The sequence below is a fragment of the Nocardia sp. NPDC003345 genome, assembly GCF_053589395.1.
Genome location: NZ_JBSFRU010000208.1, coordinates 1 through 11,548, shown reverse-complemented (window position 1 = coordinate 11,548; position 11,548 = coordinate 1). Strand labels below are relative to the sequence as shown.

General features: G+C 68.8%; 11 protein-coding genes. 7 read left to right on the top strand and 4 right to left on the bottom strand.

Features of this window, described 5'->3' with window-relative positions; genetic code table 11:
• The 7 genes from ACWDU1_RS21355 to mnhG form a co-directional block, all read left to right on the top strand.
• The coding region (locus ACWDU1_RS21355; RefSeq protein ID WP_450000866.1) for an ATP-binding protein at positions 1-661 on the top strand (661 nt) is incomplete at its 5' end.
• Positions 662-821: 160 nt separating this feature from the next.
• Positions 822-3,611 (top strand): Na+/H+ antiporter subunit A, encoded by a 2,790-nt coding sequence (locus tag ACWDU1_RS21350; protein WP_450000865.1) that lies wholly within the window; start codon positions 822-824, stop codon positions 3,609-3,611.
• Positions 3,608-3,988, top strand: a complete 381-nt coding sequence (locus tag ACWDU1_RS21345) for a Na(+)/H(+) antiporter subunit C (protein WP_450000863.1) — start codon at positions 3,608-3,610, stop codon at positions 3,986-3,988. The genes ACWDU1_RS21350 and ACWDU1_RS21345 overlap by 4 nt, the downstream gene beginning before the upstream one ends.
• On the top strand, positions 3,985-5,580 hold the full coding sequence (locus ACWDU1_RS21340) for a Na+/H+ antiporter subunit D (protein ID WP_450000861.1): 1,596 nt from the start codon (positions 3,985-3,987) through the stop codon (positions 5,578-5,580). Before ACWDU1_RS21345 ends, ACWDU1_RS21340 begins: the two co-directional genes overlap by 4 nt.
• A gap of 14 nt (positions 5,581-5,594) precedes the next feature.
• Complete coding sequence (locus tag ACWDU1_RS21335; RefSeq protein ID WP_450000870.1) at positions 5,595-6,140, top strand: Na+/H+ antiporter subunit E; 546 nt, start codon at positions 5,595-5,597, stop codon at positions 6,138-6,140.
• A complete protein-coding gene (locus tag ACWDU1_RS21330) occupies positions 6,137-6,397 on the top strand; it encodes a monovalent cation/H+ antiporter complex subunit F (protein WP_450000860.1) in 261 nt (86 codons plus the stop codon). The genes ACWDU1_RS21335 and ACWDU1_RS21330 overlap by 4 nt, the downstream gene beginning before the upstream one ends.
• Positions 6,394-6,747 carry a monovalent cation/H(+) antiporter subunit G gene (gene mnhG, locus ACWDU1_RS21325; protein WP_450000858.1) on the top strand — a complete coding sequence of 118 codons (354 nt, stop codon included), beginning with the start codon at positions 6,394-6,396 and terminating at the stop codon, positions 6,745-6,747. Before ACWDU1_RS21330 ends, mnhG begins: the two co-directional genes overlap by 4 nt.
• 137 nt (positions 6,748-6,884) lie before the next feature.
• Here mnhG and ACWDU1_RS21320 read toward each other — a convergent pair whose 3' ends face one another.
• From ACWDU1_RS21320 to ACWDU1_RS21305, 4 genes are all read right to left on the bottom strand, one after another.
• Positions 6,885-8,411 (bottom strand): DUF5933 domain-containing protein, encoded by a 1,527-nt coding sequence (locus ACWDU1_RS21320; RefSeq protein WP_450000868.1) that lies wholly within the window; start codon positions 8,409-8,411, stop codon positions 6,885-6,887.
• Positions 8,412-8,519: 108 nt separating this feature from the next.
• Positions 8,520-9,665, bottom strand: coding sequence for a glutamate--cysteine ligase (locus tag ACWDU1_RS21315; RefSeq protein ID WP_450000856.1), 1,146 nt, complete (start codon positions 9,663-9,665; stop codon positions 8,520-8,522).
• Positions 9,666-9,689: 24 nt separating this feature from the next.
• Positions 9,690-10,382 carry a superoxide dismutase[Cu-Zn] gene (gene sodC, locus ACWDU1_RS21310; protein WP_450000854.1) on the bottom strand — a complete coding sequence of 231 codons (693 nt, stop codon included), beginning with the start codon at positions 10,380-10,382 and terminating at the stop codon, positions 9,690-9,692.
• A gap of 125 nt (positions 10,383-10,507) precedes the next feature.
• Positions 10,508-11,065, bottom strand: coding sequence for a LytR C-terminal domain-containing protein (locus tag ACWDU1_RS21305; protein WP_450000852.1), 558 nt, complete (start codon positions 11,063-11,065; stop codon positions 10,508-10,510).
• Positions 11,066-11,548 lie beyond the last annotated feature (483 nt).

Sequence of the window (11,548 nt, the reverse complement as noted above, 5' to 3'; positions counted from 1 at the left end):
GCCCGGTTGCGGGAAGACCTACCTGGTCCGGGCGTTGGCGGGCAGCGGGCAGCTCAGTGTGCACGCGGTCAAGGGCGCGGAGCTGATGGACAAATGGGTGGGGTCCTCGGAGCGCGCTGTCCGGGAGCTGTTCCAGCGGGCCCGGGATTCGGCGCCGTCGCTGATCTTCCTGGACGAGGTGGACGCGCTGGCGCCGCGGCGCGGACAGAGCTCGGACTCGGGGGTCGGTGACCGGGTGGTGGCCGCGCTGCTCACCGAACTGGACGGGGTGGAGCCGTTACGCGATGTGGTGGTGCTGGGCGCGACGAACCGGCCGGAGCTCATCGACCCGGCCCTGCTGCGCCCGGGCCGGCTGGAGCGGCTGGTTTTCGTGCCGCCGCCGGATGCCGACGCTCGGCATGCGATCCTGCGGACCGCCGGGCGTTCGGTGCCGCTGGCGGAATCGGTCGATCTCGCGGCACTGGCCGCGGATCTGGAGGGGTTCTCCGCGGCCGACTGTGCGGCGTTGTTGCGTGAGGCCGCGCTGTCGGCCATGCGGCGGGATGTGATGGCAGCCGACGTCACTGCCGGTGATATCGCCGCCGCGCGCCGGACGGTGCGGCCTTCACTGGACCCCGGGCAGGTCGAGGCTCTGCGCCGGTACGCCGACGCCCGGCACTGACTTCGGGCGCCCCGTCCGGTATGTCTGACCTGCGAAGATCGTTGCCCGAGGGTAGCCGAATGCGGACCACGGTCCGTTAACCTGTACGATTGTGCCAGATCGTGCTCGCATATGATGAGCGCGCTGTACCCCGCCGCCCCGATTCCGACGGAGGTAACGCTTGCTCGCCATCCTGCTCGCACACGCTTTGGCCGCGCTCGTCGCGCCGCCCGCCGTGCGAGTGCTGGGGCGCAACGCGTTCTATCCGCTCGCACTCGTCCCTCTCGGCTCGCTGGTCTGGGTGATCGCCCGGTGGAACGACACCGTGGTGCTGCGAATGAACTGGGCGCCGAGTATCGACCTCGCCCTGGATCTGCGATTCGACTCGCTCGCCACCGTGATGAGCGCGCTCGTCCTGGGGATCGGCGCGCTCGTACTCGCCTACTGCGCCCGTTATTTCCAGGACGACGAGCCCAAGCTCGGCTCTTTCGCCGCCTGGCTGGTCGCCTTCTCCGGCGCCATGTTCGGCCTGGTCACCAGCGACAACATGTTGCTGCTGTTCACGTTCTGGGAAGTGACGACCGTACTGTCGTTCCTGCTCGTCGGCCACAACTCCGACAGCGCGGCCGGACGCCGGGCCGCACTGCAGGCGCTGCTGGTCACCGGCGCGGGTGGGCTGGCGATGCTGGCCGGCATCGTCATCCTCGGCGAGCGTTACGACAGCTACCTGCTGTCGGATCTGCTGGCCGCCGAACACCCGCCGGGCGGTATCGCGGTACAGATCGCGCTGGTCCTCGTCCTGGTGGGCGCTCTGAGCAAATCGGCCATCGTGCCGCTGCACTTCTGGCTGCCCGGCGCCATGGCCGCACCCACCCCGGTCAGTGCCTATCTGCATGCCGCGGCGATGGTCAAGGCCGGTGTCTATCTCATCGCCCGGATGGCTCCCGCGTTCGCCGGCGAACCGGTCTGGCGCCCGCTGGTCCTCACCCTCGGCGTGGCCTCGATGGTGCTGGCCGGCCTGCGCGCCATGCAGGTCACCGACCTCAAGCTGGTGCTGGCCTTCGGCACGGTGAGCCAGCTCGGCTTTCTGGTGACCATGGTCGGTATCGGCACTCCCGACGCCGCGCTCGCCGGTATAGCGCTGCTGGTGGCGCACGCGCTCTTCAAAGCCTGCCTGTTCCTGGTGGTCGGCATCATCGACCACGGCGCCGGAGCCCGGGAGATCGACAAGCTGTCCGGGCTCGGGCGCCGTTCCCCGATACTCTTCGCCACCGCCGCGCTCGCCGCCCTGAGCATGGCCGGGATACCACCGCTATGGGGTTTCGTGGCCAAGGAATCCGCGCTGGCGGCCGAACTCTCCGCCGAACCGCTCGGTCTCACCGCCCGGGTGGCGCTCGGGCTGGGCATCGTGCTCGGCTCGATTTTCACCGTGGCCTACAGCGCGCGGTTCCTCTGGGGCGCCTTCGCCGATAAACCCGGTGTCCGTGAACCCGAATGGCATGCACCCGGACCCGCCCTGCTGGCCGCGCCGGCACTGCTGGCGGTCGGATCGCTCGGTGCCGGTCTGGTCGCGCCCCGGCTGGACGAGTTGCTGGTGCCCTACGCGGCGAGCCTGCCCGGCGAACTGACCGAGCATCTGAAACTGTGGCACGGCCTGACCTGGCCACTGCTGCTCACGGTGCTGATCGTCACCGCCGGTGTGTGGCTCTTCACGATCCGCGACCGGATCGACCACTCCACCACCCTGCTGGGCAACGCCGACCGCGGTTACGACGCCGCCCTGCGCGCCATGGACCGGATCTCGCTGCGGATGACGGGCTCGGTGCAGCGTGGATCGCTGCCGTTGAACCAGGCCGCGATCCTGGGCACCCTTGTCATCCTGCCCGCCGTCGTGCTGGCGGTCGGCACTCGCACCGGCGTCGAACTCCGGCTGTGGGATTCGCCGCTGCAACTCGTGATCGGCGCGATCATGATCGCCATGGCACTCGGCGCGACGGTCCTGCGCAACCGCTTGGCCAGCGTGCTGGTGGTGGGCCTCACCGGGTACGGCTGCGGCGTCATCTTCGCCCTGCACGGCGCACCCGACCTCGCGCTCACCCAGTTCCTGGTGGAAACTCTCACCCTGGTCGTCTTCGTCCTGGTACTCCGCGCTTTCCCGGCCGAGATCGGGCCGGAACAGCAGGCCGGTTTCCAGATCGGCCGGGCGGCGATCGCCATCGCGGCCGGAATCACGGTCCCCGTGCTGGCGGCCTTCGCCATCGCGGCCCGCAACACCCAGCCGATCTGGGAACGTATCCCCGACGCCGCCTACGAATTCGGCGGCGGCAAGAACGCGGTCAACGTTCTGCTGGTCGATATCCGCGCCTGGGATACCCTCGGCGAGATATCGGTGCTGGTGGTGGCCGCGACCGGAGTCGCCTCGCTGGTGTTCCGCAGCCGCCGCTTCGGTGTGGCCCCGCGCGCCGCCGACTCCCCGGACTACACCCCGGGCAAGGTGAGCTGGCTGCCCGCCGGCCGGCTGGTGGACCGCCGGGACCGGTCGATGGTGCTGCAGATCACCACCCGTCTGGTGTTCCCCACCGTCATGGTGCTGTCGGTCTACTTCTTCTTCTCCGGCCACAACGCCCCCGGCGGCGGTTTCGCGGGCGGGCTCATCGCGGGCCTGGCCCTGGTGTTGCGCTATCTCGCGGGTGGGCAGTACGAACTCGGTGAAGCGCTGCCCATCGACGCCGGCCGCCTGCTCGGCGCCGGCTTGGTCCTCGCGGCCGGGACCGCCACGGTATCGCTGCTACTGGGCGCGCCGCCGCTGTACTCGGTCATCGTGGAGACGACGCTGCCGCTGCTCGGCCACGTCAAACTGGTGACCTCCCTGTTCTTCGATCTCGGGGTGTATTTGATCGTGGTCGGCCTGGTCCTGGACGTACTGCGCAGCCTCGGCGCGCGGCTGGACGACGAACTGGTGCAGACATGAGCGCGAACCTGACCCTGCTGATAGTCGTCGGCGTCCTCATCGCCTGCGGCGTGTACCTGCTGCTGGAGCGGACCGTCTCCAAGATGCTGCTCGGCATCCTGCTGTTCAGCAATGCCGTGAACCTGCTCATCCTCACCATGGGCGGCCCGGACGGATCGGCGCCGATCAAGGGCTCCGACGATATCGAGCACACCGGAATGGCCGACCCGCTGGCCCAGGCCCTGGTCCTGACCGCGATCGTGATCACCATGGGGGTATCGGCGTTCGTGCTGGCCCTGGCGTATCGCTCCTACATCCTGACCACCAGCGAAAAAGTGGAGAACGACCCGGAGGACATCGGGATCGCCGCGCGCGAGCGGGAGGAACCCGAGGAATGAACCTGTCTCCGGATCTGCTTCCCGCGCTGGCCCCGCTCCCGGTTCTCATCCCCCTGCTGGCCGCCGCTGCGACCCTCATCGTCGGTCGCAGCCCGCGTATCCAGCGGGTGTTCGTGATGGTGGCGCTCACCGCGGTGGTGGTGATCTGCGCCGGGATGCTGTACCTGGCCGATCGCGACGGCACGGTCGCCGTGCAGGTCGGCGGCTGGGAGACACCGATCGGCATCACCATCGTCGTGGACCGGCTGTCGGCGGCGATGCTGCTGGTATCCGCGATCGTGCTGCTCGCGGTCGCGGTCTACGGCGCCGGCCAGAACATCGGCGACAGCCGGGTCCGCCAGCCCACCTCGATCTTCTGGCCCACCTACCTGGTGCTGAACGCGGGTGTCTCGATGGCCTTCCTGGCCGGCGACCTGTTCAACCTCTTCGTCGGCTTCGAAATCCTGCTGGTGGCCTCGTTCGTCCTGCTGACCCTGGGCGCGACCGCCGACCGGATCCGGGCCGGGGTCTCGTATGTGATGGTGTCGATGGTGTCGTCGCTGATCTTCCTGATCGGTACGGCGGTCATCTACGGCGCCACCGGCACCCTGAACTTCGCCCAGCTCGCGGTGCGGATGGACGGGATCCCCGACGGCATCCGGCAGGCCGTGTACGCGGTGCTGCTGGTCGCGTTCGGGATCAAGGCCGCGGTGTTCCCGCTGTCGAACTGGCTCCCCGATTCCTACCCCACCGCACCGGCCCCGGTCACCGCCGTTTTCGCCGGTCTGCTCACCAAGGTCGGCGTCTATGCCATCGTCCGCACCCAGACCCTGCTGTTCCCCGACGGCGGTTTCGACAATCTGCTGCTGATCACCGGCCTGCTCACCATGATCATCGGTATCTTCGGCGCGATCGCGCAGAACGATATCCGGCGGCTGCTGTCGTTCACGCTGGTCAGCCATATCGGCTACATGATGTTCGGCGTCGGGATCGCCAGCCGGATCGGGCTCACCGGCACGGTGTACTACATCGCCCACCACATTCTCGTGCAGACCGCGCTGTTCCTGGTGGCCGGGCTGATCGAACGACAGGCCGGCTCGACCTCGCTGCGCCGGGTCGGCGGGCTGGCCGCGGCCAGCCCGCTGCTGGCCGGGCTGTTCCTGATACCGGCGCTGAACCTCGGCGGTATCCCGCCGTTCTCCGGATTCATCGGCAAGGTCGCGCTGTTGCAGGCCGGTGCGCAGGACGGCAGCGCACTGGCCTGGATCCTGGTGGGCGGATCGGTGGTCACCAGCCTGCTCACCCTGTACGTGATGGCCCGGGTGTGGAGCAAGGCCTTCTGGCGGCCCCGCGAACAGGCTCCGGACGGGCACCTGGTGGCGGCGACCCTCCCGTCGCTGGTCGAGGACAACACCGACATGCTCTACGACGAACGGACCGATCCGGGCCGGCTGCCGGTGATGATGGTGCTGCCGACCGCGGCGCTGGTCGCGGTGGGCGTCGCGCTGACGGTCTGGGCCGGACCGGTGCTGGGCATCGCCGACCGGGCGGCGGTGGAACTGCAGAATCGCGGCGTCTATATCGGCGCGGTACTGGGCGGGGGCACGAAATGACGCGCTGGGTGGCTCTGACCCGCGACAACATCCTGCGCGTGGGCGTCCTGGTGTGGCTGACGGTGGTCTGGGTGGCGCTGTGGGGGCAGATCAGCGTCGCCAATGTACTCGCCGGGTTCGTGGTCGGACTGGTGATCATGGTGGCGTTGCCGCTGCCCAAGATTCCGGTGCGGGGCCGCTTACGGCTGCTGCCGCTCATCCAGGTGGTCGCCCTCAGCGTGTACTACGCGCTCGAATCCAGCCTGCAGGTCGCCTGGTTCGCGTTGCGGCCCGGACCGCCCCCCGTCTCGGGTGTGCTGAAGGTGCGCTTCGCGTTCCGGTCGGATCTGGTGCTGGTCCTGTGCACCAATCTGCTGAACCTGATTCCCGGCACCATGGTGCTCGAAATCGATCGTCAGCAATGCGTGGTCTATGTCCATGTGGTCGATATCAGCAGCGAGAAAGCCGTGGACAGCTTCTACCGGACCATCCGCCAGGTGGAACGGCTGCTGATAGCCGGGCTGGAGAACCGCGCCACCCCGCTCCCCCCACCGGACACCCCCGAGGAGGTGCGCTCGTGAACGTTGTGGCAGTAATCGCCGCGGTCCTGCTCGGCGCCGCCGCGTTGATCACCGCCTATCGCATCCTGGCCGGGCCCGACACCCTCGACCGGGTGGTGGGGATCGACTCGATCATCGCGATGGCGATCTGCGGGCTCGCGGTGTGGGCGGCCTACAGCCGCGACACCACGGTGGTTCCGGCCATCGTCGCGCTCTCCCTGGTTGGCTTCCTGGGATCGGCCGCCGTCACCCGTTTCCGGGTCCGGGACGACCGATGACGACCGTACTGAACTGGATCTCCGGCACTCTGATCATCCTCGGCGCCCTGTTCGCGCTGACCGCGGCGATCGGCATCGTGCGCTTCCCCGACACGCTGCTGCGGATGCATGCGGCAACGAAACCGCAGGTCATCGGGCTCATCCTGGTCCTGACCGGCACCTGTCTGCGGGTCTACGACGATCCGAACGTCTGGATGCTGGTGATGGTCGGCCTGTTCACCCTGCTCACCGCACCCGTCATCGCCCACCTCATCGGTCGTACCGCCTACCGCGAGCAACTGCACCGCAAGGACCTCTTGGTCGTCAACGAACTGGAAGACGACCTGGAGAAACAGCAACCGCAGCCATAACCCGGGACCGGCCGGGCCATCCGCGGGGTGCGGGAAGGCCCGCTGCCCCGCAGTGTCTCGTTACGACCACCGGCCGGCGCGAAGGCGAGGAGGCCGGCCACCGGTGGTCCGGTCGCAGCGTGGGCGTGACCGTGGACTCAGCGGCAATCGCCGGCCGCGGTGGCGGAATCGACCTGATCACCGGAGGCCACGGCCACCTCGGACTCATCAGGAAGGGGGGCCGCTTCCCCCGGCGGGACGTGGCCGCAGCCCGCCGCACCGGCCACCGGAACCGCACGGCGAGCGGCGGCCGGGGCGCTGGGCGCCGCGACCGCACCGGCCACACCGGAGCCGGTGGTCACCGAACCCGGCAACCGGCCGACGGTAGCGGCCCGCGCGACCGCGCCGGTCCCCCGCCGGCGCCGCGAGAACCAGGTCGCGTGGAAGCCGGCCGCCAGCGCGGCCAGCAGCGATACCACCACCGAACCGGCCACCACCGGATGGTCGGCCATCTGCACCGCGAGGTACCGGTAGCCCAGTAGCAGCGCCACCAGTATCAGCGCACCGCCGACCACCAGACGGATCCGGAACATACCCCAGCCGCGCTCGGGCTCGCGCAACGCGGATTCGACGGTCAGGCACAGCACCGCGCCCGCGACCAGATCCACACCGTAGTGGTAGCCGAAACCCAGGGTCGCCGCCAAGGTGCACAGCAGCCAGAAGGTACCGCCCCAGCGCAGCCAGGTGGGTGCGAGCGTGCCGTCCGGGTTACGCCGGGTGTGCAGGAACAGCGCCAAAGCCCACGCCGTATGCATGGACGGCATGCAGTTGCGCGGCGCCACCGCGTCGAACGCCATCGCTTCCGGGCTGCGGTCGAGCGACGGGACCACCCCCGGCCAGTAGTTCCCGACCTGGAAGCCGTTGCCGTCCGCACCGTAGGCGAACATCGGACCGACCACCGGGAACAGGATGTACACCAGCGGGCCCACCAGCCCGAGTACCAGGAAAGTACGCACCAGGTAGTGGGCGGGCCACCGGCCGCCACCGGCCACCGACCGCAACTGCCAGACGGCGACCAGGATCGCCGCGGCCGGAAGTTCGATGTACACCCAGTGCAGCACCGCGTCGGGCACCGGCCCCAGCGCCTCCAGCACCCGGCCCATCACCCAGGACGGATCGCCGAGCGCGTGGTCGGCCAGCATCACGTACTGGTCCAGCACCTCGGGCCGCAGGTCGATGGTGATGTGCAGCCAGACATCACCGACCTTGGTGGCCAGGATCAGCAGCGCTCCCAGCGCCGCCGCCCGCAGGGCATTGCGCCGCCGCGGACCGTCCCAGCGCAACCACGCCACCAGCGCCAGCCCGGTCAGCACCAGCACCGGGCCGTTTCCGACCGTGAACGGCTCCCCCATGAGCAACCGGGCTCCGGCGTACCCGATATCGATCACCACCGCGGCCGCGAACGCCACCAGCCGATGACGGCCGGAGATGCCGACGAGGGCCAGCACGAGCCCCGCCCAGGGGACGGTCATGGACTTGGGGGTGCCCAGGTAATCCCGGAACAGACTCTCCAGCGGCCCCTCGTACCCGCGCCATCCGGCCACCAGTTGGAGGGCGATCAGCAGGGCCGGTACCGCGAGTACGGCGATTACCCGAAACCCCCGTCGCGGCACCGATGGGCGCACCGCGGGCCCGGCTCCCGTATTCGGGTTTTCGACTAGCACTCGCTCATCGTAAACGGCACGTGAACGGCAGGCCCACGGCCTGTTGAACAGCTGCGGACCGGACGGGTGCTAGCCGTTCAGTTCCCGCACCAGTGCGTCCACCACCGCCACCAAGTCACCCTGAGCCGCCGCGGCGACCTTGCGCTGCCGCTGATAGTTGGCGCCGCGTCGTGGGATATCGGCCACCGCGGCGAGTTCGTCCGCGCAACCCAGCCGCCGCGCGGTCGGCTCGAGCCGATCCAGCAATTCCGCCAGATCCTCGGTGACCAGCCGTTCCCGGTTGTCGGAGTCCACGATCACGATGGCGTCCAGGCCGTAACGGGCGGCCCGCCACTTGTTCTCCTGAACATGCCACGGCGGCAGCGTCGGCAGATCCTCGCCCCGCTCCACCCGCTCGTCCAGATGCACGATCAGGCAGTGGATGAAGGCCGCCAGCGCGGCCAGTTCGGCGCGGCTGGAGATCCCGTCACAGATCCGGACCTCGATGGTCCCCCACTTCGGGGCCGGCCGGATATCCCAGTGCATCCCGCCGAGTTGTTCGAACACACCGGTTTTCATCTCGTCGTGCACATAACGTTCGAACTGGCCCCAGTTCTCGAACTGGAACGGCAGCCCGGCCGTCGGCAACTGCTGGAACATGAGCGCCCGGTTGCTCGCGTAACCGGTATCGGAGCCCGACCACATGGGCGAAGACGCCGACAACGCGAGCAGATGAGGATACGACAGCAGCAGCGAGTTCAGGATCGGGAAGACCTTCTCCCGGTGCGAAACTCCGACGTGCACATGCACGCCCCAGATCAGCATCTGCCGGCCCCACCACTGGGTGCGTTCGATCAGCTCGTCGTAATGTTCGGTGCGGGTGAGCTGTTGGGTCGACCACTGCGCGAACGGATGGGTACCCGCGCAGAACAGGTCCACCCCCAGTCCGTCGGCGGCCCGCCGCACCGTATCCATGGTCGCGGACAGATCCTGCACTGCCGCGCCGACGGTTTCGTGCACACCGGTGACCAGCTCCACCGTGTTGCGCAGCAGCTCCTTGGACACCTGCGGCGTGCCGTCGTGGGCACGCAGCTCACCGACGGCGTCGAAGACCGCCGCCGCGGTATTGGAGAGATCGCGGCTCGTCTTGTCGACGAGCGCGATCTCCCATTCGATCCCGATGGTCGGCCTGGGCGACTCACGGAAAGGAACCGGTTCGATCCGTGCCCCACCCATTTCGCCTCCGTAGCGCGTCGACTGCTACCCGATGACGCCGCAGGCGACGCGCCCGCCCGCGTCACCGGTGCTCATCGTGTTCTGATCCGGGCCCGCGCCACCCTCACGGGTGTAGCGCTCCGGAATATTGGCGAAGTTGTCCGGACCGGCGTGGATGATCAGCGCCTTGCCCTCGATATCGGCCATGGTGACGGTATCGGTGGTGGTCACCAGGTAGCCGTGACCGTCCTCACGGACCTGCAGCGAGGTGAGATCGCCGCTCGCCGGATGCCCGGTGGCGCCGCCGACCTGCAGATGCCCACCCGCGGAGAGGAAATCACCGGGTGCGCCACCGGCGGGCGGCGCCGAGTTGGGCTCGCACTTACCCTCCTGGTGGATATGCAGGCCGTGGAAACCCGGGGTCAGCCCGGTGGCATCGACGGTGACCTTCAGGTGGTTACCGTCGACAGTGAAGTTCGCGGTGCCCGCCGAGGAACCACTGGGAGTCTTCAACTCGACCTCGGTACCCGAACCGGCCGGGGTGCCCTGCTCCTCGGCATGGCCACCGTGCTCGCCCTCGCCCGCCGGAGCCGGCGCGGAGGTCCACACCGGTGGCGTCGTTCCGGCCACGTCGCTGGATTCCTGGCTGTTCGTGCAGGCCACGAGGCCGAAAGCCGCGACAGCCAGCACCGGGGTCACGGTCCGCCAGGACGGGCGACGAGATGTGGACGGTGCCATCGAGGAACTCCTTTACGAGTACCGAGTTTACGGGTCGATCGTTTCGACAACGATCATTCGACGCAGATGATGATGCCACGCCGCCCCCATCCGTCCGGGACAGCCCCGGCCTCCGGCAGCCCCGATCACCGCCCGGTCACCACCACGACCACACCGGAACCGTCACCCACACCGGGCACCATCGGGGCGGTCGTCGCCCCGATATCGGCGGCGACCGCGGCCGCGGTCTGCTGATCACCGGGAGCGGTGCCGTAATAGACAGTGGTAGCGGCCAGCGTCGCGGCCGCGTAGTTACCGGTCGAGGTGTTGGTCCAGCCCTTCGCCGCGAGCTCGTTCGCCGTAGTGGCCGCCAACCCGGCGACCAGACTGTTGTTGAGCACTCGCACCGGCGCGGCCTTGTCCACCTCACCCGCCGCGGCCGAGGTGGACGTCGCGGCGGTGGCGGTGGTGGTTCCCGCCGCGGCCGTCGTCGTCGGCATCACAGCGCTCACGGTGGTCCGCGGCGCGGCAGGCGCGGTGGTGGTCGAGGTCGTCCCCGCGCTCTCGGCGCTATCGGAGGACTCCGAATCCGCGCTCGACAGCGACATCGCGCCCAGACCGGCGAAAACGATCGCCAAGGCGATCAGAACCATCGCCGTCGCACGCAGCGGCGGCCCACCGGAGCCAGGGTTCGAATTGCTCACGCGCCCGAGCCTAGCGCTGTGTCCAATCGCGCGCCCGCGGCACGCGGGGGCGGAGTGCGACTTCGGGGCTGCCCGGTCGGAGGGAGGGGTGAGGTTGGACGTACGCGAGGTGAGCCCTTCCGTGAGGGAGGGGGCGGGGGTGACGCGTGCGTGAAGGAGGGTCGGGGGTGACCCGTTCGCGAAGGAGGAGGCGGGGTGGCCCGTACGCGAAGAAGGAGCGAGGTTGATCCATACGCGGATGGGTCAACCTCGATCAACCCTTTCGCGAAGGGGTGAGTTCGGGCCGACCTCTCCGCGAAGGTGGGTTGGGATGTGCCCCTTCGCGAAGAGTGAGTTGAGAGGCGACATCTCCGCGAAGGGAGAGTCCGGATGTGCCCCCTCCGCGAAGGGTCGGGCTGTAATTTTGGAGCGGCTCCGCCGCTCGAGGGTGGGGCCCTATTAACCCGGTTCTTCACTCCTCCGCTCAGTCGCTGCGCTCCTTCG

What these genes read in the sequence shown, in the direction of transcription:
- ACWDU1_RS21345 (WP_450000863.1), top strand. Translation starts at nt 3,608, where the DNA reads ATGAGCGCGAACCTGACCCTGCTGATAGTCGTCGGCGTCCTCATCGCC.
- ACWDU1_RS21340 (WP_450000861.1), top strand. Translation starts at nt 3,985, where the DNA reads ATGAACCTGTCTCCGGATCTGCTTCCCGCGCTGGCCCCGCTCCCGGTT.
- mnhG (WP_450000858.1), top strand. Translation starts at nt 6,394, where the DNA reads ATGACGACCGTACTGAACTGGATCTCCGGCACTCTGATCATCCTCGGC.
- ACWDU1_RS21315 (WP_450000856.1), bottom strand. Translation starts at nt 9,665, where the DNA reads ATGGGTGGGGCACGGATCGAACCGGTTCCTTTCCGTGAGTCGCCCAGG.
- sodC (WP_450000854.1), bottom strand. Translation starts at nt 10,382, where the DNA reads ATGGCACCGTCCACATCTCGTCGCCCGTCCTGGCGGACCGTGACCCCG.